The sequence below is a fragment of the Streptomyces sp. NPDC006384 genome, assembly GCF_042870695.1.
Lineage (GTDB): Bacteria > Actinomycetota > Actinomycetes > Streptomycetales > Streptomycetaceae > Streptomyces.
In genome coordinates this window covers 80,059-102,012 of record NZ_JBIAHR010000025.1, presented here as the reverse complement: position 1 = coordinate 102,012, position 21,954 = coordinate 80,059, and the positions used below count along the sequence as shown (strand labels likewise).

Below are 21,954 nucleotides of genomic sequence, written 5' to 3'. Positions count from 1 at the left end.
GCTCCTCTAGACCCTCGGCTGCTGCTGCGTGATGCAGTGGATGCCTCCACCGTTCGCGAAGATCGTACGGGCGTCGACCAGGGTGACGGTGCGCTCGGGGAACAGCCGCCGGAAGACGTCCGCGGCGACCTCGTCGTTGGGGTCGTCGAAGGCGCACAGGACGACGCCGCCGTTGCACAGGTAGTGGTTGATGTACGAGTAGTCGACCCAGTCGCCGTCCTCGTCCTTCAGGACGGTCGGCGCGGGCACCTCGACGACCTCCAGCGGGCGGCCCTGGGCGTCGGTCTGGCCGCGCAGGATCTCCAGGTACGTCCGCGAGCGGGCGTGGTCCGGGTGGGCGGGGTCGCGCTGGCTGTGCACGAGGACGGTGCCCGGCCGCGCGAAGGCCGCGACGATGTCGACGTGGCCCTGGGTGCCGTAGGTGCCGTAGTCGGCGGTGAGGCCGTGCGGGAGCCAGATGGCCTTGGTGGTGCCGAGCTTGGCGTGGATCTCCGCCTCGACCTGCTCACGGGTCCAGCCGGGGTTGCGGCCCGCGCCGAGCTGCACCGTCTCGGTCAGCAGGACCGTGCCCTCGCCGTCGACGTGGATGGCGCCGCCCTCGTTGACGAGGGTGCTGCTCAGCGTGGGGACGCCGGCGAGGTCCGCGACGTGGCGGGCGATCTCGGAGTCGTGCTCCCAGCGGGCCCAGTCCTGGGCGCCCCAGCCGTTGAACACCCAGTCCACGGCGGCCAGGCGGCCCTCCTCGTCGGTCACGAAGGTGGGGCCGATGTCCCGCATCCACGCGTCGTCCAGTTCGCGCTCGACCAGGTCGACGTCGGGGCCGAGCAGTTCGCGCGCGGTGTCGCCCTGACCGGGGCCGTGCACCATCGTCACCGGTTCGAAGCGGCGCACGGCGCGGGCCACGGCCGCCCAGGCGGCGCGGGCGTCCGCCAGCTCGGCGTCGCTCGCGAACGTCGGGTTGGGGCCGGGCCAGGCCATCCAGGTGCGTTCGTGCGGGGCCCACTCGGGGGGCATGCGGAAGGTCATGGAGGTGTCCCAGAGGGTCTAAGGACCAGGAGGTCAGAGGAAGTAGAGGCGGTTGAGGGAGACGGAGTCGGCCGGTTCGGAGCGCAGCGGGTCCCCGTCGAGGGTGACGAGCCCGGTGCGCTGGTCGACGTCGACCTGTCCGGTACGGGAGTTCAGCCGCAGGTCGGCCGGGCCGATGCCGCGGGTGCCGCGCACGGCGACCCGGCGGCGGCGGGTCGGCATGGTGTCGTGGCCCTGGTCGAGGGCGGCCTGGGCGACGAAGGCGACGGAGATGTCGGCGGGCGTGGCGCCGTGCGCGCCGAACTGCGGGCCCAGGACGAGGGGCTCGCAGGTGTCGGTGGCCGCGTTCGGGTCGCCGACGACGCCGTAGGCCGGGAAGCCGGACTTCAGGACGAGCTGCGGCTTGGCGCCGAAGTACTCCGGGCGCCACAGGACGATGTCGGCGAGCTTGCCGACCTCGATCGAGCCGACCTCGTGGGCGAGGCCGTGGGCGATGGCCGGGTTGATGGTCAGCTTGGCCATGTAGCGCAGGACGCGCTCGTTGTCGTTGTCGTCGTCGGGGGCGCCGAACTCGGCCTTCATCTTGCCGGCCATGGCGAAGGTGCGGCGGACGGTCTCGCCGGCGCGGCCCATGCCCTGGGCGTCGGAGGAGGTGATGCCGATCGCGCCCAGGTCGTGCAGCACGTCCTCGGCGCCCATCGTCCCGGCGCGGATGCGGTCGCGGGCCATGGCGGCGTCGCCCGGCAGGTCGGTCTTCAGGTCGTGGACGGAGACGATCATGCCGTAGTGCTCGGCGACCGCGTCCCGGCCGAAGGGCAGGGTGGGGTTGGTGGAGGAGCCGATGACGTTGGGGACGCCGGCCATCTTGAGCACGTTGGGGACGTGTCCGCCGCCGCAGCCCTCGATGTGGAAGGCGTGGATGGTGCGGCCCTCCAGGACCCGGAGGGTGTCCTCCACGGAGAGGCATTCGTTGAGGCCGTCGCTGTGCAGGGCGACCTGGACGTCGTGCTCCTCGGCGACGCGCAGCGCGGTGTCCAGGGCGCGGGTGTGGGCGCCCATGTCCTCGTGCACCTTGAAGCCGGACGCCCCGCCCTCGGCCAGCGCCTCGACGAGCGGCGCCTCGTGGGAGGAGGAACCCCGGCCCAGGAAGCCGATGTTGACCGGCCAGGCGTCGAAGGCGCCGAACGCGTGCTTCAGCGCCCAGGGCGAGTTGACGCCGACGCCCCAGACGGGGCCGAACTCCTGCCCGATGATCGTCGTCACGCCGGAGGCGAGGGACGCCTCCATGATCCGCGGGGAGAGCAGGTGGACGTGGGTGTCGACGGCTCCGGCGGTGGCGATGAGGCCCTCGCCGGAGACGATCGAGGTGCCGGTGCCGACCACGACGTCGACGCCGTCGAGGGTGTCGGGGTTGCCGGCCCGGCCGATGGCGTGGATCCGGCCCTCGCGGATGCCGATGGAGACCTTGCGGATGCCCTGCACGGCGTCGATGACGACGACGTTGCTGATGACGACGTCGCAGGTCTCGCGGACGGCGGCGGCCTTGAGGTGGAGTCCGTCGCGGGCGGTCTTGCCGAAGCCGGCGAGGAACTCGTCGCCGTACTTCTGGGAGTCGGACTCGACGCGGATCACCAGACCCGAGTCGCCGAGGCGGACCCGGTCGCCGGCGCGGGGGCCGTGGGTCGCGGCGTACTCGTACGGGGTGAGGCGGCGGGCCTCGGCGGGGTGTCCTCCTGGACGGCTCATCGCTCGCCTCCTTCCGGCGTCTCCTGCACGACGCCCAGATATCCGCAGGCCGCGGCGCGGCGCAGGGCCTCTTCCTTGGCACCCGGGGCGTCCAGCGGCCCGTCGACCAGACCGGCGAAGCCGATCGCGACGCGCCGGCCGCCGATGGGCACGAGGCCGACCTCGGCGCTCTCCCCCGGTCCGAAGCGGACGGAGGACCCGGCGGGCACGGCCAGCCGCATGCCGTAGGCCCGCTCGCGGTCGAAGTCCAGGCGCGGGTTGGCCTCGAAGAAGTGGAAGTGGGAGGTGACGGAGACGGGCACGGTGGCGGTGTTGGTGACCGTCAGCCGCACCTCCGCCTCGGGCTCCGCGTGCTGCGGGCCGGGCAGCAGCGCGCCGGGCGCGTCCTCGCCGGCCCCTCCGCCGAGGGGGTCGGTGACGATCGCGAGCCGGGAGCCGTCGTCGAAGACCGCCTCCACGTGCACCTCGGTGACCACGTCGGCCACGCCGGGCAGCACGTCGTCCGGGCCGAGCACGGACCGGGCGCGCTCGATCGCCTCCGCGAGGCGGGCGCCGTCGCGGGCGGCCTCGCACACGGTGTCCGCGATCAGAGCCGTCGCCTCGGGGACGTTCAGCCTGAGGCCCCTGGCCCGGCGGGCGCGGGCCAGCTCGGCCGCGCCGAAGAGCAGCAGCCGGTCACGTTCCGTGGGAGTCAGTCTCACGACGCGGCACCTCCTTGCCTTCCACATTTAGAGCATCACTCTAAACGTGAATGACAGGGAAACAAACCATCGGCAGAGCAGACGACGGACATCACATTGAGCGCCGCTCTAATCTCCGGACAGACGTCGGCCCCGCTCCCCGGGCTCACAAGGAGACCGGGGCGGAGCCCCGAGGGGTCCGCCCCGGTACCGGGCGGGCCGGGCCGGGTCAGGCCAGGCGGTGCATCCAGCCGTGCGTGTCCTCGGCGGTACCGCGCTGGATGTCCAGCAGCGCGTCACGGAGCCGCCGCGTGACCTCGCCGGGCTCGCCGCCGCTCTGCTGCCACTCCGCGCCCTCGCGCTTGACCGTGCCGACCGGCGTGATCACGGCCGCCGTGCCGCAGGCGAAGACCTCGGTGAGGGTGCCGTTCTCCGAGTCGCGCTGCCACTGGTCGACCGAGATGCGGCCCTCCTCGGCCTCGTAGCCGAGGTCGCGGGCGACGGTGAGCAGGGAGTCGCGGGTGACGCCCTCCAGGATGGACCCGGTGAGGGAGGGCGTGATGATCTTGTCGCCGTACACGAAGTACAGGTTCATGCCGCCGAGCTCCTCGACCCACTTGCGCTCGATCGCGTCGAGGTAGCAGACCTGGTCGCAGCCCTTGGCCGCGGCCTCGGCCTGGGCGAGCAGGGAGGCCGCGTAGTTGCCGCCGGTCTTGGCGTCGCCCATGCCGCCGGGGACGGCGCGGACGCGGTCCTCGGAGACCCAGATGGAGACCGGCTTGACGCCGCCGGGGAAGTAGGCGCCGGCCGGGGAGGCGATGACGACGAAGAGGTACTCGTTGGCCGGCTTCACGCCCAGGCCGACCTCGGTCGCGATCATGAACGGGCGCAGGTAGAGGGATTCCTCGCCGCCGTGCGCGGGGACCCACTTCTCGTCCTGCCGCACCAGCGCGTCGCACGCCTCGATGAAGGTCTCCACCGGCAGCTCCGGCATGCCGAGCCGGCGCGAGGACGCCTGGAAGCGCTGCGCGTTCTTCTCCGGGCGGAAGGTGGCGACGGATCCGTCGGGGCGGCGGTAGGCCTTCAGCCCCTCGAAGATCTCCTGCGCGTAGTGCAGGACCATGGTGGCCGGGTCGAGGGAGAGCGGGGCGTACGGGACGAGCTGTCCGTCGTGCCAGCCGCGGCCCTCGGTCCACTTGATCGTCACCATGTGGTCGGTGAAGTGGCGGCCGAAGCCAGGGCTGGCCAGAATCGCCTGGCGCTCCGCGTCGGAGAGCGGGTGGGCGGAGGGCTTGAGCTCGATCGTGGGCGTCGTCATGGAGTGATGTCCTTCACCGGTTCTGATTGTGACGGGCCGCTGTCACGCCCGTACGGCCGGTGGCCGGTGCTAGGACGTCCGAGCATTCCCTCATGTCGCGGCTTCGCGTTCGATTATCTCGCGCGGCCCGCGCCGGATGAAACGGGGTGAAGGCGGCCCAGGGTTCGATGGTCCCACCCGGCGGACGCAGGAGAAAGCCGCCGGGTGCCTTGTTTCCGGGACCCGGCGGCTTCGGAGAGTCGGTTCTCGAGTGCGCTGCCCGGTCAGCCGGCTACGCGTACGGCGAGCGCGTCACCGATCTCGGAGGTGCTGCGCGCGGGCTTGCCGACGCGCTCGCCGAGGTCGGCGGCGACGGCCTCCTCGATCCGGGCGGCCTCCGCCTCGTGGCCGAGGTGGCGCAGCAGCAGGGCGACGGACAGGACCGTGGCGGTGGGGTCGGCCTTGCCCTGGCCGGCGATGTCGGGCGCGGAACCGTGGACCGGCTCGAACATCGAGGGGAACTCGCCGGACGGGTTGATGTTCCCGCTGGCGGCGACGCCGATGCCGCCGGAGACGGCCGCGGCGAGGTCGGTGATGATGTCGCCGAAGAGGTTGTCGGTGACGATCACGTCGAAGCGGCCGGGGTCGGTGACGAGGTAGATCGTCGCGGCGTCGACGTGGATGTAGTCGGTGGTGACCTCGGGGTACTCCTCGGCCACCTTGTTGAAGACGTCGGTCCACAGGTGACCCGCGAAGGTCAGCACGTTGTTCTTGTGCACCAGCGTGAGCTTCTTGCGCGGGCGGGCCTGGGCGCGGGCGAACGCGTCGCGGACGACGCGTTCGACGCCGTAGGCCGTGTTGACGGAGACCTCGGTGGCGACCTCGTGCGCGGTGCCCTTGCGGATGGTGCCGCCGTTGCCGGTGTACGGGCCCTCGGTGCCCTCGCGGACGACGACGAAGTCGATCTCCGGCTGGCCGGCGAGCGGGGTGGCGACGCCCGGCAGGAGCTTGGACGGCCGCAGGTTGACGTGGTGGTCGAAGGCGAAGCGGAGCTTGAGCAGGAAGCCGCGCTCCAGCACGCCGGAGGGCACCGACGGGTCGCCGATCGCGCCGAGCAGGATGGCGTCGTGGGCCTTGAGGGCGTCGAGATCGGCGTCGGTGAGGGTCTCACCGGTGGCGTGGTAGCGCCGGGCGCCGAAGTCGTACTCCTTGGTCTCCAGCTTCACATCCTGCGGAAGGACGGCGGAGAGGACCTTGAGACCCTCGGCCACGACCTCCTGGCCGATGCCGTCACCGGGGATCACTGCGAGATTGAGGATGCGAGAGCTTGCCGACATGCGCAGCACCCTACTCTCCGTCCCAGGGGATGACACGAGGTGTCCGCCATGCGGACGGCCGCCGTCGTTCCCGCCGCTCAGTGGCCGGTGGAACCGCCGTTGTCGCGGCGGTCGAGGGCGCGCTGGAGGGCGGCCGCGGCGTTCTTGCGGTCGGAGTCGCTCGTACGGGAGAGGTGGCGGACTCGGCGGCGGACGGTGGTCTCGGCCATGGGAATCGACTCCTTCGGCACAGCGCACGAGGGGCGCGGGAAAGGGGATCACGAGAGGCCGGAAGGGGGCGGGGAGCGCGGTGCCGCAGGGATTGCCTGCACGGGGCCCGGCTCACGACCGCCTGTCGCTCGATCGAGCGGGACGTTCGGCTCCTACCAAGCTAAGGGAGTCCGGAGCGCCTGTCTCCACCATTACTCGGACTTCCTACTATCTGAGACGGTGACCTCCGGCACACCTCGCCCGCCTGCGAAAACGCCGACGGGCCAGGTCGGGTGACCTGGCCCGTCGGCGGGCGTACCGAGGGGGCGTCAGCCCATGTGCGGGTACGTGTAGTCGGTCGGCGCGACCAGCGTCTCCTTGATGGCGCGGGTCAGCGTCCAGCGCATCAGGTTCTGCGGGGCGCCGGCCTTGTCGTTGGTGCCGGAGGCACGGCCGCCGCCGAAGGGCTGCTGGCCGACGACGGCGCCGGTCGACTTGTCGTTGATGTAGAAGTTGCCGGCCGCGTAGCGCAGCTTCTCCATCGTGTACGCCGCCGCCGCGCGGTCGTTGGAGATGACCGAGCCGGTGAGGGCGTAGTCGGAGACCGACTCCATCTGGGTCAGCATCTCGTCGTACTTGTCGTCCTCGTAGACGTGCACGGCGAGGATCGGGCCGAAGTACTCGGTGCGGAAGACCTCGTTCTCCGGGTCGGTGCACTCGATGACGGTCGGGCGGACGAAGTAGCCGACCGAGTCGTCGTAGGAGCCGCCGGCGACGATCGTGCAGGCGTCGTCCTCCTTGGCGCGGTCGATGGCGGCCTTGTTCTTGGCGAAGGACCGCTCGTCGATGACGGCGCCCATGAAGTTCGACAGGTCGGTGACGTCACCCATGGTGAGTCCGTCGACCTCGGCGGCGAACTCCTCCTTGAAGCCGTCGTTCCAGATGGACGCCGGGATGTAGGCGCGGGAGGTGGCGCTGCACTTCTGGCCCTGGTACTCGAAGGCACCGCGGGTCAGGGCGGTCTTCAGGACGGCGCGGTCGGCGCTCGGGTGGGCGACCAGGAAGTCCTTGCCGCCGGTCTCGCCGACCAGGCGCGGGTAGGTGCGGTACTTCTCGATGTTGTTGCCGACCGTCTTCCACAGGTGCTGGAAGGTCTTGGTCGAGCCGGTGAAGTGGATGCCGGCCAGGTCGCGGTGGTTCAGGGCGACCTCGGAGACCTCCAGGCCGTCGCCGGTGACCAGGTTGATGACGCCCTTGGGCAGCCCGGCCTCCTCCAGCAGCTCCATGAGCAGCACGGCGGCGTGGGTCTGCGTCGGGGACGGCTTCCAGACCACCACGTTGCCCATCAGGGCCGGGGCGGTGGGCAGGTTGGCCGCGATCGCGCTGAAGTTGAACGGCGTGATCGCGTAGACGAAGCCCTCCAGCGGGCGGTGGTCCAGGCGGTTCCAGACGCCCGGCGAGTTGGCCGGGGGCTGCTCGGCGAGGATGTTCCGCGCGTAGTGGACGTTGAAGCGCCAGAAGTCGACCAGCTCGCAGGGGCTGTCGATCTCGGCCTGCTGGGCCGTCTTGGACTGGCCGAGCATGGTGGAGGCGGCGATGGTCTCGCGCCACGGGCCGGACAGCAGCTCGGCGGCGCGCAGGATGATCGCCGCGCGGTCGTCGAAGGCCATCGCGCGCCACGCCGGGGCGGCGGCCAGGGCGGCGTCGATAGCGTCCTGCGCGTCCTGCTGCGTGGCGTTCGCGTACGTGCCCAGGCGGGCCTTGTGGTTGTGCGGCTGCACGACGTCGAAGCGCTCGCCGCCGCCCATCCGCTTCACACCATCGATGGTGCAGGGCAGGTCGATCGGGTTGTCGGCCAGCTCCTTGAGCTTGGCCTCCAGGCGGGCGCGCTCGGGCGAGCCGGGGGCGTAGCCGTGCACCGGCTCGTTGACGGGGGCGGGGACCTGGGTCACAGCGTCCATGGGTTCCGTAACTCCTTTAACTGAGCGGTCTTGCGAGCGGGTGGGCTCAGCCCTTGGTGACCATCGAGCGGGCGAAGAAGCGCAGGTTCGCCGGCTTCTCCGCGAGACGGCGCATGAAGTAGCCGTACCAGTCGGTGCCGTAGGCCGTGTAGACGCGCATGCGGTGGCCCTCGGCGGCCAGTCGCAGGTGCTCCTCGCTCCGGATGCCGTACAGCATCTGGAACTCGTACTCGTCGAGCTTGCGGCCGGCGGTGCGGGCCAGCTCCTGCGCGATGGAGATCAGGCGCGGGTCGTGGGACCCGATCATCGGGTAGCCCTCGCCCTCCATCAGCGTGCGCAGGATCCGGACGTACGCCTTGTCGATCTCGTGCTTCTGCTGGTAGGCGACCTCGGCGGGCTCCTTGTAGGCGCCCTTCACCAACCGTACGCGAGAGCCGTTGCCGGCGAGGCGGCGCGCGTCGGCCTCGGTGCGGAAGAGGTAGGCCTGGATGACGCAGCCGGTCTGCGGGAAGTCCTTCCGCAGCTCCTCGTGGATGGCGAACATCGAGTCGAGGGTGGTGTGGTCCTCGGCGTCCAGGGTGACCGTGGTGCCGATCCCGGCGGCGGCCTCGACGACCGGGCGGACGTTCTTCAGGGCCAGCTCGTGGCCGCCGTCCAGCGCCTGGCCGAACATCGACAGCTTCACGGACATCTCGGCACGGGTGCCGAGGTCCAGCGGCCTGAGCCGGTCGATCAGCTCCAGGTAGGCGTCGCGGGCGGCCTCGGCCTGGGCGGGGGTCGTGATGTCCTCGCCGACGACGTCCATCGTCAGCTCCAGACCCTTGCCCGCGAGGTCCTGGACGATCGGCACGATCTCGTCGACCGTCTCGCCGGGGATGAACCGGTCGACGACCGGCTTGGTCACCGGCGCGGCCGAGACCAGACGTCGCATCCTGTCGCTGCGCGACGCGGCGAGAATCACGGGACCCAGCACGGGGCACCTCCACTTACCGAACAACACAAGGCCGCTACCCGATGTTTCGGAAACGGCACGGAGAACCACCGTCGAATCTAAGGACCTCCCCGATCGTCGGCCATCGACAGCTGTCACGCATCCGTGCCGCGCTTCTCAGACAGATGTATGAAGACGCGGGTGCGAATGAGGCAGAATGCCCGGGTGACGTCGGATTCCAGAGGTGCGGCAGGCTCCGGGGGCTCCCGGGGCGACTACCAGGAGCTGGTCGACGAGATCTCCGAGCTGCTGGGCGCGCCGGCGACGCTGGAGAACCGCGACTTCGAGCTGATCGCCTTCGGCGCGTACGACAGCGAGGGGGAGCTGGACCCCTCCGCGCTGGACCCGGTGCGCACCCGTTCGATCCTCACCCGCCGTTCGACGGCGGCCGTCCGGGCCTGGTTCGAGGGCTTCGGCATCACCCGGGCGAAGGGCCCGGTCCGTATCCCGCCGGCCCCGGAGGCGGGGGTGTACCGGGGGCGGACCTGTCTGCCGGTGCGGCACCGGGGTGTCGTCCTCGGGTACGTCTGGCTCCTGGACACCGACCCGGGGCCGACGGAGCGGCAGCTCGCGGCGGCGATGGAGGTGACGGCCCGGATCGGCGCGCTGCTCGCGGACGAGGCGCAGCACGGCGCGGATCTCAGCCGGGAGCTGCGGGCGGTGCTGACCACCGAGCGCGACTGGCAGCGGGACATGGCCGTGGCCGAACTGCGCACCGCCCTCGGCACCCGCGCCGGCACCCTGCACACGGTGGTGTGCGTGGCCCCCTGGCCGTCCGCCGGCCCCGACGACGCGCCCTCGGTGCGTACGGTGCCGGGGGCGACGGCGCTGTGCACGGTGCCGTGGGACGGGGCGGCCGCCCCCGGGTCCGGATCGGCCCGGTCGCTGGCGGTGCTGGTCCGGCTGCGCTCGGCGGACGTCCTGACCCCTGCCACCTCGGCGGCGGGGCGGCTGCGGGAACGGGCCCGCGGTGCGGCGGGAGCCGCTGCGGCGGCGGACGTCGCGGCCGGTGTCTCCGCCCCGCGCACCGGGCTCGCGGAGCTGGCGGACGCCTGGTGGGAGGCGTCGGCGGCGGCCCGGGCGGCGCTCGCCGAGACCCGGTTCGGGCCGGTCGCCGAGTGGGGGGCCATCGGCCCGTTCCGCCTGCTGGCCGCGCTGCCCCCGCGGGCCGCGCACGACCCCGCCGTACGGGCGCTGCTCTCCCCCGCCCACCGTGAGCTGGCCCGTACCGCCGAGGTGTACCTGGACTGCGCGGGCCAGGCCGGCCGCACCGCCGCCGCGCTGGGCATCCACCGGCAGACGCTGTACTACCGCCTCTCCCGCGTCGAGCGGCTCACGGGCCTGGACCTGGACGACGGCGAGGACCGGCTGCTGCTGCACATGGCGTTGAAGGCCGCCCGGCTGTGAGCGCGCTCAGCTCTTCCGGAAGCCCTCGACGGCCCGGCGCAGCCCCTCGGTGAGCCGGTCGGCCTCGGGGGCGTACTGCGGGCCGAAGGACCACTGGACCATCAGTCCCATCAGCAGGGTGACGTAGAAACTGCCGAGCGTGTCGACGGTCTCCTCCGGGACGTCCTCCTCCCGGCCGCCCATGAAGAGCGTCACGAGGCCGCGCGCGCCGTCCCGCTGGGCGCGCGCGAGGTGGTCCCGCACCTCGGGGAGCGAGTCCCCGAGGGCCACGATCTCCATGCTGAGCCGCCACAACGAGCCCGGGTCGCGCATCGTGCCGATGATGTTCGCGTACACCGCCGTGAACCGTTCCGGCGAGCCGGGTTCACCGGGCAGGTCGGCCTCGGCGCCGCCCCCCTCGAAGGCGTCGGACATCGCCTCCACCAGCTCCACGTAGGCCTGGGCGAGCAGCGCGTCCTTCGACCCGTAGTGGTAGCCGATCGACGCCAGGTTGGTGCCCGACTCCTTGACGATGTCCCGCGCGGTCGTCCGCGCGAACCCCTTCCGCAGCAGGCAGCGCTTGGCGCCTTCCAGCAGGTCTTCGCGGTGTCCCATGACGTCACCCTACTCCCGCCCCATACAACCGTCCCATACGCATGTCTCATACAGATGTCCCACACGGGCGTCCCATACAACAGTCTCATACAAGCGTCATAGACAAACGTATAGGACGTGCGTACAGTCACCGGCATGACAACCGAACCGACGGTCACCTCCCCGACCGCACGCGCCGGACGCCGCGAGTGGACGGCCCTGTGCGTGCTGATGCTCCCGCTGCTGCTGGTCTCCATGGACGTGTCGGTCCTGTACTTCGCCATCCCGGCGATCAACGCCGACCTGACGCCGAGCGGCACCCAGCAGCTGTGGATCTTCGACGTCTACGCCTTCGCCGTGGCCGGCCTGCTGATCACCATGGGCTCGGTCGGCGACCGCATCGGCCGGCGCAGGCTGCTGCTGATCGGTGCCGTCGCCTTCGGTGCCGCCTCGCTGGCCGCGGCGTACGCGAGCAGCGCCGAGATGCTCATCGCGGCCCGCGCGCTGCTCGGCATCGGCGGCGCCACGCTGATGCCCTCGACGCTGGCCCTGGTCCGCTCCCTCTTCACCGACTCCGCCCAGCGTGCGCAGGCCATCGCGATCTGGTCCGGCGTGATGACGGCCGGCGTGGCGCTCGGCTCGGTGCTGAGCGGAGTGCTGGTGGAGTTCTTCTGGTGGGGCTCGGTCTTCCTGGTGAACCTGCCGGCGATGGTCCTGCTCCTGGTCCTGGGCCCGCTCCTGCTGCCCGAGTCGAAGGACCCGGCGCCGGGCCGCTTCGACCGGGTGAGCGTCCCGCTGTCGATGGCCGCGGTGCTGCCGGTCGTCTACGGCCTCAAGGAGATCTCGTCCGAGGGCTGGAACGTCCGCTACGTCATGGCGGTCACCGTGGGCCTGCTGTTCGCGGCCCTGTTCGTGCACCGGCAGCGGACCGCCGCCTCGCCGATGGTCTCCCCCGACCTCTTCCGCAGGCGCGGTTTCGCCCCCGCCGTCGTCCTCAACCTCGTCACGATGTTCGCGATGATGGGCTCGGCGTTCTTCACCACGCAGTACCTCCAGTCGGTCCTGGACAAGAGCGCGCTGGAGGCCGCCCTGTGGGCGCTGCTGCCCTCGGTGCCGATCGGCCTCGCCGCCCCGCTCGCCGCGTACCTGGTGCGCAGGGGCGTCGACCGCGCCCACGTGGTGGCCGCGGGCTTCACCGTCGCCGCCTGCGGCTACGCGCTGCTGACGCTGGTGGACACGGACGCGCTGACGCCGGCGCTGGTGGCCTGCGGTGTCCTCGCCTCGGGCGTCACCATGGTGATGTCCCAGATCATGGACCTGGCGCTGAGCGCCGCCCCGGTGGAACGGGCGGGCTCCGCGTCCTCGCTGATGGAGACCGGCACGGAGTTCGGCGGGGCGCTCGGGATGGCGGTGCTCGGTTCCATCGGTACGGCGGTCTACCGGCAGGAGATGCCGGACTCGGCTCCGGCGGTGGCGCACGAGACGCTGGGCGGCGCGCTGGCCGTCGCCGAACAGATGCCGGGGCGCGCGGGAGACGCACTGGCCACGGCGGCGCGGGAGGCGTTCACCAGCGGTATGCACGCGGCGGCGGTCGCGGGCGCGGTGGTGCTGGCGGCCGCCGCGGTGCTGGCGTCGGTGACACTGCGGAAGGTCCGGGTGTGCGAGGAGACGTGCACGGAGAACGCCGGACGGGCTGACCGGTTCAGCCCGTCCGGCATGTGAGGACGGCCCGTTCAGGGTGAACGGGGGCTCGGGGGGTGAAGCCCCCGGATCACGTCAGATCAGGTTCACCGACCGGGCCGAGGCCGCGCCGATCTCCGAGGCGACCTCGGTCAGCACCCCGGCGGGCACCGTGTCGTCGACGGTCAGCACCGCGAGGGCCTCGCCGCCGACCGTCGCACGGGCGACCTGCATACCGGCGATGTTGAGGCCGGCCTCGCCGATGATGCGGCCGACGGTGCCGACGACGCCCGGACGGTCCTCGTAGCGCAGCACCACCATGTGGTCGGCGAGGGCGAGGTCGACGTCGTACTCGCCGATGGCGACGATCTTCTGCACGTGCTTCGGGCCGGCCAGCGTGCCGGAGACCGAGACCTCCTGGCCGTCGGCGAGGGTGCCGCGCACGGTGACGACGTTGCGGTGCTCCGGGGACTCGGAGCTGGTGGTCAGCCGGACCTCGACGCCGCGCTCCTGGGCGAACAGCGGGGCGTTGACGTAGGAGACGGTCTCGTCGACGACGTCCTCGAAGACGCCCTTGAGGGCGGACAGCTCCAGCACCTTCACGTCGTGCTGGGTGATCTCGCCGTAGACCTCGACGTCGAGGCGGACGGCGACCTCGCCGGCGAGCGCGGTGAAGATGCGGCCGAGGCGCTCGGCGAGCGGCAGACCCGGCTTGACGTCCTCGGCGATGACACCGCCCTGGACGTTCACCGCGTCGGGGACCAGCTCACCGGCGAGGGCCAGGCGGACGGACCTGGCGACGGCGATGCCGGCCTTCTCCTGGGCCTCGTCGGTGGAGGCGCCGAGGTGCGGGGTGCAGACGACCTGGTCGAACTCGAACAGCGGCGAGTCGGTGCAGGGCTCCTTGGCGTACACGTCCAGACCGGCGCCGGCGACGCGGCCTTCCTTGAGCGCCGAGTACAGCGCCTCCTCGTCGACGATGCCGCCGCGCGCGGCGTTGACGATGCGGACGCTCGGCTTGACCTTGCGCAGCGCCTCGTCGCCGATCAGGCCGAGGGTCTCGGGGGTCTTGGGCAGGTGGACGGTGATGAAGTCGGAGACCTCGAGCAGCTCGTCCAGCGACAGGACCTTGACGCCCATCTGCGCGGCGCGCGCGGGCTGCACGTAGGGGTCGTAGGCGACGACCTTCATGCCGAAGGCCGACATGCGCTGGGCGACCAGGGCGCCGATGCGGCCGAGGCCGACGACGCCGAGGGTCTTCTCGGCGAGCTCGACGCCGGTGTACTTGCTGCGCTTCCACTCGCCGTTCTTCAGCGCGGCGTTGGCCTGCGGGATGTTGCGGGCGGTGGCGAGGATCAGGCCGCAGGCCAGCTCGGCGGCGGTCACGATGTTGGAGGTCGGGGCGTTGACCACCATCACGCCGGCCTTGGTGGCGGCGGAGACGTCCACGTTGTCCAGGCCGACACCGGCGCGGGCGACGACCTTCAGCTTCTTCGCGGCGGCGATGGCCTCGGCGTCCACCTTGGTGGCGGAGCGGACCAGGATCGCGTCCACGTCGGCGATGGCGGGGAGCAGTTCGGCCCGGTCCGCACCGTTGCAGTGGCGGATCTCGAAGTCGGGGCCGAGCGCGTCCACGGTCGCGGGCGACAGCTCTTCGGCGATGAGTACGACGGGTTTCGAGCTCACGTGAGTCCTCACAAGTCCAATGCGGACGGCCGTCCCGACGGCCGCAGGCGGTGGAGGGTAGTGACGCCGGGCGGCGCGGGGGCGTGCCTGCACTTCTCCGGAGTCGCTAGGCCGCGTGGAAGACGCACGACGCTGTGAGCCTGACGCGTATGTGTTCAGCAGTGTAGTGGTGTGCCGGGCGTCGTCCTGCGCCTGTACGGAAGGATCACCCGTCCGTGGGTGGACGGGGTGGACAACGCCGTCCACCCGGCGCCGCCCTGATCCGCCGAAGGGCCGGGGCGGTCACCGCCCCGGCCCCCGGCGACGAGGCTTACGCCTCCTCGTCGACCCAGCTCATGAGCTTGCGCAGCTCCTTGCCGGTGGTCTCCAGCAGGTGCTCGGAGTCCTGCTGCTTGTACTCGTTGTACTTCTTCAGACCGCCGTGGTACTCGTCCATCCAGTTCTTGGCGAAGGTGCCGTCCTGGATCTCGGCGAGGACCTTCTTCATCTCGGCCTTGGTGGCGTCGGTGATGATCCGCGGGCCGGTGACGTAGTCGCCCCACTCGGCGGTCTCGGAGATCGACCAGCGCATCTTCTCCAGGCCGCCCTCGTACATGAGGTCCACGATCAGCTTCAGCTCGTGCAGGCACTCGAAGTAGGCGATCTCCGGCTGGTAGCCGGCCTCGGTCAGGGTCTCGAAGCCCGCCTTGACCAGCGCCGCGGTGCCACCGCACAGGACGGCCTGCTCGCCGAAGAGGTCGGTCTCGGTCTCCTCGGTGAAGGTCGTCTTGATGACGCCGGCGCGGGTGCCGCCGATGCCCTTCGCGTACGACAGGGCCAGCGCGAAGGCGTTGCCGGTCGCGTCCTGCTCGACGGCGGCGATGCAGGGGACGCCGCGGCCCTCCTCGTACTGACGGCGCACCAGGTGGCCCGGGCCCTTGGGGGCGACCATGCAGACGTCCACGCCGGCCGGGGGCTTGATGAAGCCGTAGCGGATGTTCAGGCCGTGGCCGAAGAACAGGGCGTCGCCGTCCTTCAGGTTGTCCTTGATGTGCTTCTCGTAGACCTCGGCCTGGATGGGGTCCGGGACCAGGATCATGATGACGTCGGCCTCGGCGGCGGCCTCGGACGGGCTCACCACGCGCAGGCCCTGCTCCTCGGCCTTGGCCTTGGACTTGGATCCCTCGTGCAGACCGACGCGCACGTCGACGCCGGAGTCGCGCAGCGACAGGGCGTGGGCGTGGCCCTGGCTGCCGTACCCGATGACCGCGACCTTGCGGCCCTGGATGATGGACAGGTCGGCGTCGGCGTCGTAGAACAGCTCGGCCACTGGGTTCTCTCCTTGTGTGCAGGTGTTGCGTCCCACCGTATGCCGGTGGGGGGAAGGGAAGTTTCGGGGTCTCGGAATGCGGGCGGCCGGTGGTGTGCGCGACCGCCCGTCTCCGTCGTTACGCGGACCGGTCGAGCGCGCGCAGCGAGCGGTCGGTGATCGAACGGCCCCCGCGGCCGATCGCGATCGTCCCGGACTGGACGAGTTCCTTGATGCCGTACGGTTCCAGCATCTTGAGCATGGCGGACAGCTTGTCGCTGCTGCCGGTGGCCTCGATGGTGACGGCGTCCGGGGAGACGTCGACGGTCTTGGCGCGGAAGAGCTGGACGATCTCGACGATCTGGGAGCGCGTCTCGTTGTCGGAGCGCACCTTCACCAGGACGAGTTCGCGCTGCACGGCCTGGCCGGGGTCCAGCTCGACGATCTTGAGCACGTTGACGAGCTTGTTGAGCTGCTTGGTCACCTGCTCGAGGGGGAACTCCTCGACGCTCACCACGATGGTGATGCGGGAGATGTCGGGGTGCTCGGTGACGCCGACGGCGAGCGAGTCGATGTTGAAGCCGCGGCGGGAGAACAGGGCGGCGATCCGGGCGAGGATGCCGGGCGTGTTCTCCACCAGGACGGAGAGCGTGTGCTTGGACATGTTCTGCTTCCTCTGCTGGTCCTGACGGCTCTCAGTCGTCTTCGCCGTCGCCGAAGTCGGGGCGGACGTCCCGGGCGGCCATGATCTCGTCGTTGGATGTGCCGGCGGCGACCATCGGCCAGACCATCGCGTCCTCGTGGACGATGAAGTCGACGACGACGGGGCGGTCGTTGACGGCGTTGGCCTCCTCGATGACCTTGTCGAGGTCGGCGGGGTCCTCGCAGCGGATGGCGTAGCAGCCCATGGCCTCCGACAGCTTCACGAAGTCGGGGACGCGGGTGCCGCGGGCGTCCGGGTCGATGTTGTCCGGGCCGGAGTGCAGCACGGTGTTGGAGTACCGCTGGTTGTAGAACAGGGTCTGCCACTGGCGGACCATCCCGAGGGCGCCGTTGTTGATGACGGCGACCTTGATCGGGATGTTGTTCAGGGCGCAGGTGGTGAGCTCCTGGTTGGTCATCTGGAAGCAGCCGTCGCCGTCGATCGCCCAGACGGTGCGGTCGGGGGCGCCGGCCTTGGCGCCCATGGCGGCGGGGACGGCGTAGCCCATGGTCCCGGCGCCGCCGGAGTTCAGCCAGGTGGCGGGCTTGTCGTACTGGATGAAGTGCGCGGCCCACATCTGGTGCTGGCCGACGCCGGCGGCGAAGATCGTGCCCTCGGGGGCGAGCTGTCCGATGCGCTCGATGACCGCCTGCGGGGACAGGGAGCCGTCCTCGGGCTGGTCGTAGCCGAGGGGGTAGGTGTCGCGCCAGCGGCTGAGGTCCTTCCACCAGGCGCTGTAGTCGCCCTTGTTGCCCTCGGCGTGCTCCTTCTGGACGGCCTGGACGAGGTCGGCGATGACCTCGCGGGCGTCACCGACGATCGGCACGTCGGCCTCGCGGTTCTTGCCGATCTCCGCCGGGTCGATGTCGGCGTGGACGATCTTGGCGTACGGGGCGAAGCTGTCCAGCTTGCCGGTGACGCGGTCGTCGAAGCGGGCGCCGAGGGCGACGATCAGGTCGGCCTTCTGCAGCGCGGTGACGGCGGTGACCGCACCGTGCATGCCCGGCATCCCCACGTGCAGCGGGTGGCTGTCGGGGAACGCGCCGAGCGCCATCAGGGTGGTGGTGACGGGCGCTCCGGTGAGTTCGGCGAGGACCTTCAGCTCGGCGGTGGCCCGCGCCTTGAGGACGCCGCCGCCGACGTAGAGCACCGGGCGCTTGGCGGCGGTGATGAGCTTGGCGGCCTCGCGGATCTGCTTGGCGTGCGGCTTGGTGACGGGGCGGTAGCCGGGCAGGTCCGTGGCCGGCGGCCAGGAGAAGACCGTCTGCGCCTGCAGCACGTCCTTCGGGATGTCGACGAGGACCGGGCCGGGGCGGCCGGTGGAGGCGATGTGGAACGCCTCCGCGATCGTCTTCGGGATGTCCTCGGCCCGGGTGACCAGGAAGCTGTGCTTGGTGATCGGCATCGTGATGCCGACGATGTCCGCCTCCTGGAAGGCGTCCGTGCCGATCGCCTTGGTGACGACCTGGCCGGTGATCGCGACCAGCGGCACCGAGTCCATGTTCGCGTCGGCGATCGGTGTCACCAGGTTGGTGGCGCCGGGGCCCGAGGTCGCCATGCAGACGCCGACCTTGCCGGTGGCCTGGGCGTAACCGGTGGCCGCGTGGCCGGCGCCCTGCTCGTGACGGACGAGCACGTGGCGCACCCGGCTGGAGTCCATCATCGGGTCGTACGCGGGAAGGATCGTGCCCCCGGGAATGCCGAATACGGTGTCGACCCCGACCTCCTCAAGCGAGCGGATGAGGGACTTCGCGCCCGTGACGTGCTCGGGGGCGGACTGTCCTCCGGATCGGGGCCGCGGCTGCGGGTGAGGGGCCCCGGTGGCCTGCTCGGTCATCGGCATTCTCTTCTCGATGCTGAGGGTTTTTGCGAGGATTGGGCGATCTGCGGCTGTTGCTCGGCAGGTGCCTGTGCAACAAAAAACCCCTCGTGCCATAAGGCAAGCGAGGGGAGCGCGCCGGGTGTGGATCGCTGGGAGTCCGGGTCGGTCCGGACGTCACCAAGCTTCAGCCGACGCGCTGTCCAAGTACGAGAATTCGGGTGCGCATGGCACTGACCCTCTCCCCGGCACGCACTCACTGTCAAGTGGGTGGGACGGGAGTCTCATTATGTGAGCGCAGAGCCGTGCCGCGGCCCAGGACGGCCGGCAGTCCGGTGGTGACGCCGCCGATGACGCCGCTGGTGGGGGCGTTGCCGGTGCCCACGCCGGCGCTGCCGGTGTACATCCCCGTGGTCACCCCCGCGCCGCCGGCGAACACCGGTTCGGCCGGTCCGTGCGGTACCGGATAGTGGCCGATGCCGAGGGATCTGCGCAGCCGGTGCTCGTCCAGCGGGCCGGAGAAGGCCATGCCCTGCCCGTGCGTGCAGCCCATCGCGCGCAGGGCGACGATCTGCTCGGGCAGGTCCACGCCTTCGGCCACGGACGTGAGCCCGAGGTCGGTCGCGATGCGCAGCAGCCCGCTGGTGATCTTGTGCAGCCGCGCGGACTCCACCACCCCCTCGACCAGGCTCCGGTCGAGCTTGAGGACGTCGACGGGGAGCCGTCTGAGGGCGGTGATCGCCGCGTGGCCGCTGCCGAAGCCGTCGAGGGTGATCCGGACGCCGACCCGTCTGAGGGCGTTCAGCCGCCGCTCCAGCTCGTCCAGGCCGGTCCGGGGGTCGATGTCGGACAGCTCGATCACCAGGGACCCCGGCGGCAGTCCGTGCCGGGTCAGCAGGGCCTCCACGGAGCCCAGCGGCATGGAGCGGTCGAGGAGCCGACGGGCGCCGATCCGCACCGCGACGGGCACCGACAGGCCGGCCGCCGCCCGCTGGACGGCGTGCTCGACGGCCTCCCGGAGCACCCAGCGGTCCAGCTCGGCGGTCTTGTCGCCGTCCTCGGCCACCCGCAGGAACTCGGCGGGGGTGAACAGCACTCCCTGGGACGAGCGCCAGCGCGCCTGGGCGCAGACCGAGGTGATCCGGCCGTCGGTGAGGGAGACCACCGGCTGGTGCAGCAGGGCGAACTCGCCGTCGTGCAGCGCGGCCCGCAGCCGCCCGGCCAGCTCGGCCTTGCGGACGACGTCCTGCTGCATCTGCGGCCGGTACAGCTCGACGCGTCCCTTGCCGCCGGCCTTGGCGCGGTACATCGCGAGGTCGGCGTTGCGCAGCAGCTCTCCCGCGCCGAGCCCCGGTTCGGCGAAGGCCACGCCGATGGAGGCGTTGACGCGGACGTCGTTGCCGTCGATGAGGTAGGGCTGCGAGAGGGTGGTCCTGAGGCGGTCGGCGAGCTCCAGGATGTGCCTCTCGCGGGCGGCCCGGTCCCGCGTGCCGTCCCCGGCGATCAGGGCCGCGAACTCGTCGCCGCCGAGCCGGGCGGCGGTGTCGCCCTTGCGGACGGCGTCGTGGAGTCTGCGGGCGGCCTGGACGAGGAGTTCGTCCCCGGCCTGGTGGCCGATGGTGTCGTTGACGGCCTTGAAGCCGTCGAGGTCGATGAAGAGCACCGCCGTGCCGCGCAGGGCGGCGCCCCGGTCCGAGGCGCGGCGGCCGGACAGGGCCTGCTGGACGCGCCGGGTGAACAGGGCGCGGTTGGGCAGGTCGGTGAGCGGGTCGTGCTCGGCGTTGTGCTGGAGCTGTGCCTGCAGGCGCACGCGCTCGGTGACGTCCCGGCTGTTGAAGATGAGGCCGCCGTGGTGGCGGTTGACGGTGGACTCGACGTTGAGCCAGCCGCCGTCGCCGGAGCGGAAGCGGCACTCGATGCGCGTGGTGGGTTCCTCGACGGGGTTCGCGGCGAGGAAGCGGCGCACCTCGTGGACGACGCAGCCGAGGTCCTCCGGGTGGATGAGGGCGGCCAGCTCGCTGCCCTCGAGTTCCTCCGCCGGACGGCCGTAGACCCCGGCGGCGGCCGGGGAGACGTAGCGGAGGATGCCGTTGGGCGCGGCGATCATGATGACGTCGCTGGAACCCTGCACGAGGGAGCGGAAGTGGTTCTCCTTCTGGGCCAGTTCCTGGGTGAGGGTGATGTTGTCGAGCAGCATGATGCCCTGGCGGGCGACGAGGGCGAGAACCACCGTGCCGCAGGTCAGGAGCACGACACGGTCGACGCTGCGGCCGTTGAGGACGTTGTAGAGGATGCTCAGGGTGCAGACGGCGGCGGCGAGGTAGGGCGTGAGCGCGGCCAGCGAGCCGGCGATCGGCCGGGCGGCCGGGTAGCGGATGAGCTCGTGGCCCCGTGCCGTCCCCGTCTCCGGCGTGAGCGCCGGGCCGTGGACCCCGCCGCGTCGGCCGGGCACGTGCTCGTGGCCCCCGTGCGTGTGTCCGTCGGGTGCGGCTGGGCCACCGGGTCTGCCGTGGCCGTCAGGGCCGCCGGAGTGGTCCGGGTCCTGTGCCTGCCCGGGGCGGGAGGCGGCCCAGGGGGCGTAGGCGAGCAGCAGCGAACCCGCGAACCAGCCGGCGTCGAGCAACTGGCCGGAGCGGTAGCTGTGCTGCATCAGCGGCGAGGTGAACAGGGCGTCGCACATCACGGTCAGGGCGAGCGCCCCGATGACGGTGTTGACCGTGGTCCTTCCCCTGGGCGAGCGTCTGAAGTGCAGCGCGAGCACCATGCTGACCAGGGCGATGTCGAGCAGGGGGTACGCCACCGAGAGCGCGGCGTGCGCGACGCTGGAGCCGCCCTCGGCCTTGGCCGCCTGGGCGAGGGCCAGGCTCCAGGCCAGGGTCAGCAGCGAGCCGCCGATCAGCCAGGCGTCCAGCCCGAGGCAGATCCAGCCGGCCTTCGTCGCCGGCCGCTTGGCCAGCACGAGCAGCCCCACGATGGCGGGCGGCGCGAAGCACAGGAAGAACAGGTCGGCATAACTGGGGCTCGGCACCGACTGCCGCAGGACGACCTCGTACCATCCCCAGACCAGATTGCCCAGGGCGGCCATCGCCGAGGAGAGGGCGAACAGCAGCCAGGCGGGGCGGTAACGGACCCGGGGGCCGCGGGCGTAGAGGAAGCAGGAGACCGCGGCGGCGCAGGCGCCGGCGCTCAGTCCGAAGTCGCCCATGATCTTGGCGACGTACTCGGAGCCCCAGCCGAACGCGGCACCGACGGCGTATGCCGCGCAGATCAGGGCGAGGACGAGCTGGCGGACCAGGGCCGGCCGGCCCGCGGCGGCCGTCGGCCGGGCCGACGGCGGGCCGGGCTCGGGCCGCGTCCGCGGCCCTTTGTCCAGCGTGGGTGCGGGAGAGGGCGGACTCACCGGGACCTCCCGGTCCGGGCCGCCCCCGCGTCCCGCAGTCCCCGGTGCGCCGGGTGGGCCTGCCTCCTGCGGCCGCCGGGGCAGCGCCGGTGACGGCCGGAGCGGCCGTGAGGGCCACCGTGGTGGTCGTGGTGACCGTGCCGGTCCCGTCCGCGCGCGGCCTTGCGCCAG

Annotated in this window: 16 protein-coding genes; 2 read left to right on the top strand and 14 right to left on the bottom strand. The window is 71.4% G+C overall.

All coding sequences use genetic code 11. The features are described 5' to 3' along the window. Window positions 1-6: 6 nt before the first annotated feature. From ACFYOJ_RS29010 to ACFYOJ_RS28975, 8 genes are all read right to left on the bottom strand, one after another. Window positions 7-1,026, bottom strand: coding sequence for an agmatine deiminase family protein (locus ACFYOJ_RS29010; protein WP_356555995.1), 1,020 nt, complete (start codon window positions 1,024-1,026; stop codon window positions 7-9). A gap of 33 nt (window positions 1,027-1,059) precedes the next feature. Then, window positions 1,060-2,772 carry an urease subunit alpha gene (locus tag ACFYOJ_RS29005; protein WP_356555996.1) on the bottom strand — a complete coding sequence of 571 codons (1,713 nt, stop codon included), beginning with the start codon at window positions 2,770-2,772 and terminating at the stop codon, window positions 1,060-1,062. Further along, window positions 2,769-3,473 carry an urease subunit gamma gene (gene ureA / locus ACFYOJ_RS29000; protein ID WP_356555998.1) on the bottom strand — a complete coding sequence of 235 codons (705 nt, stop codon included), beginning with the start codon at window positions 3,471-3,473 and terminating at the stop codon, window positions 2,769-2,771. The genes ACFYOJ_RS29005 and ureA overlap by 4 nt, the downstream gene beginning before the upstream one ends. Window positions 3,474-3,681: 208 nt before the next feature. Further along, the gene (locus ACFYOJ_RS28995; RefSeq protein WP_356556000.1) at window positions 3,682-4,770 is read right to left on the bottom strand and encodes a branched-chain amino acid aminotransferase; all 1,089 of its coding nucleotides are present in this window, start codon (window positions 4,768-4,770) and stop codon (window positions 3,682-3,684) included. Between the two features lie 263 nt (window positions 4,771-5,033). Continuing rightward, complete coding sequence (locus ACFYOJ_RS28990) at window positions 5,034-6,086, bottom strand: 3-isopropylmalate dehydrogenase (RefSeq protein WP_356556002.1); 1,053 nt, start codon at window positions 6,084-6,086, stop codon at window positions 5,034-5,036. 77 nt (window positions 6,087-6,163) lie between these two features. After that, the gene (locus ACFYOJ_RS28985; RefSeq protein ID WP_302185845.1) at window positions 6,164-6,295 is read right to left on the bottom strand and encodes a hypothetical protein; all 132 of its coding nucleotides are present in this window, start codon (window positions 6,293-6,295) and stop codon (window positions 6,164-6,166) included. Between the two features lie 309 nt (window positions 6,296-6,604). Next, the gene (gene pruA, locus ACFYOJ_RS28980; RefSeq protein WP_356556004.1) at window positions 6,605-8,236 is read right to left on the bottom strand and encodes an L-glutamate gamma-semialdehyde dehydrogenase; all 1,632 of its coding nucleotides are present in this window, start codon (window positions 8,234-8,236) and stop codon (window positions 6,605-6,607) included. A gap of 46 nt (window positions 8,237-8,282) precedes the next feature. Continuing rightward, entirely contained in the window at window positions 8,283-9,209 is a 927-nt protein-coding gene (locus ACFYOJ_RS28975; RefSeq protein WP_356556006.1) for a proline dehydrogenase family protein, read from the bottom strand. A 165-nt stretch (window positions 9,210-9,374) separates the two neighbouring features. Between ACFYOJ_RS28975 and ACFYOJ_RS28970 the strand changes: the two genes are divergently transcribed. After that, entirely contained in the window at window positions 9,375-10,634 is a 1,260-nt protein-coding gene (locus tag ACFYOJ_RS28970; RefSeq protein ID WP_356556007.1) for a helix-turn-helix domain-containing protein, read from the top strand. A gap of 6 nt (window positions 10,635-10,640) precedes the next feature. Here the strand turns inward: ACFYOJ_RS28970 and ACFYOJ_RS28965 are convergent, their stop codons facing one another. After that, on the bottom strand, window positions 10,641-11,228 hold the full coding sequence (locus ACFYOJ_RS28965; protein ID WP_356556009.1) for a TetR/AcrR family transcriptional regulator: 588 nt from the start codon (window positions 11,226-11,228) through the stop codon (window positions 10,641-10,643). A 135-nt stretch (window positions 11,229-11,363) separates the two neighbouring features. Here ACFYOJ_RS28965 and ACFYOJ_RS28960 point away from each other — a divergent pair, with 135 nt between their 5' ends. Next, window positions 11,364-12,929, top strand: coding sequence for an MFS transporter (locus ACFYOJ_RS28960; RefSeq protein WP_356556011.1), 1,566 nt, complete (start codon window positions 11,364-11,366; stop codon window positions 12,927-12,929). 54 nt (window positions 12,930-12,983) lie between these two features. Here the strand turns inward: ACFYOJ_RS28960 and serA are convergent, their stop codons facing one another. From serA to ACFYOJ_RS28935, 5 genes are all read right to left on the bottom strand, one after another. Next, window positions 12,984-14,573: a phosphoglycerate dehydrogenase gene (serA, locus tag ACFYOJ_RS28955; protein WP_356556012.1), complete on the bottom strand. Its 1,590-nt coding sequence runs from the start codon at window positions 14,571-14,573 to the stop codon at window positions 12,984-12,986. A 310-nt stretch (window positions 14,574-14,883) separates the two neighbouring features. Beyond that, window positions 14,884-15,882 (bottom strand): ketol-acid reductoisomerase, encoded by a 999-nt coding sequence (gene ilvC / locus ACFYOJ_RS28950; RefSeq protein WP_356556014.1) that lies wholly within the window; start codon window positions 15,880-15,882, stop codon window positions 14,884-14,886. A gap of 118 nt (window positions 15,883-16,000) precedes the next feature. Then, the gene (ilvN, locus tag ACFYOJ_RS28945) at window positions 16,001-16,525 is read right to left on the bottom strand and encodes an acetolactate synthase small subunit (RefSeq protein ID WP_356556016.1); all 525 of its coding nucleotides are present in this window, start codon (window positions 16,523-16,525) and stop codon (window positions 16,001-16,003) included. Window positions 16,526-16,556: 31 nt separating this feature from the next. Beyond that, window positions 16,557-18,401 carry an acetolactate synthase large subunit gene (locus ACFYOJ_RS28940; protein WP_356556018.1) on the bottom strand — a complete coding sequence of 615 codons (1,845 nt, stop codon included), beginning with the start codon at window positions 18,399-18,401 and terminating at the stop codon, window positions 16,557-16,559. A gap of 244 nt (window positions 18,402-18,645) precedes the next feature. Next, a complete protein-coding gene (locus ACFYOJ_RS28935) occupies window positions 18,646-21,783 on the bottom strand; it encodes an EAL domain-containing protein (RefSeq protein ID WP_356556020.1) in 3,138 nt (1,045 codons plus the stop codon). Between the last annotated feature and the right edge of the window lie 171 nt (window positions 21,784-21,954).

Bases quoted from the DNA above. Each gene is read 5' to 3' on its own strand.
- ACFYOJ_RS28990 (WP_356556002.1), bottom strand. From the start codon at position 6,086: ATGTCGGCAAGCTCTCGCATCCTCAATCTCGCAGTGATCCCCGGTGAC.
- ACFYOJ_RS28940 (WP_356556018.1), bottom strand. From the start codon at position 18,401: ATGACCGAGCAGGCCACCGGGGCCCCTCACCCGCAGCCGCGGCCCCGA.
- ACFYOJ_RS28965 (WP_356556009.1), bottom strand. From the start codon at position 11,228: ATGGGACACCGCGAAGACCTGCTGGAAGGCGCCAAGCGCTGCCTGCTG.
- pruA (WP_356556004.1), bottom strand. From the start codon at position 8,236: ATGGACGCTGTGACCCAGGTCCCCGCCCCCGTCAACGAGCCGGTGCAC.
- ACFYOJ_RS28995 (WP_356556000.1), bottom strand. From the start codon at position 4,770: ATGACGACGCCCACGATCGAGCTCAAGCCCTCCGCCCACCCGCTCTCC.
- ACFYOJ_RS28960 (WP_356556011.1), top strand. From the start codon at position 11,364: ATGACAACCGAACCGACGGTCACCTCCCCGACCGCACGCGCCGGACGC.
- ACFYOJ_RS29010 (WP_356555995.1), bottom strand. From the start codon at position 1,026: ATGACCTTCCGCATGCCCCCCGAGTGGGCCCCGCACGAACGCACCTGG.
- ACFYOJ_RS28970 (WP_356556007.1), top strand. From the start codon at position 9,375: ATGAGGCAGAATGCCCGGGTGACGTCGGATTCCAGAGGTGCGGCAGGC.
- ACFYOJ_RS29005 (WP_356555996.1), bottom strand. From the start codon at position 2,772: ATGAGCCGTCCAGGAGGACACCCCGCCGAGGCCCGCCGCCTCACCCCG.
- ACFYOJ_RS28985 (WP_302185845.1), bottom strand. From the start codon at position 6,295: ATGGCCGAGACCACCGTCCGCCGCCGAGTCCGCCACCTCTCCCGTACG.
- ilvN (WP_356556016.1), bottom strand. From the start codon at position 16,525: ATGTCCAAGCACACGCTCTCCGTCCTGGTGGAGAACACGCCCGGCATC.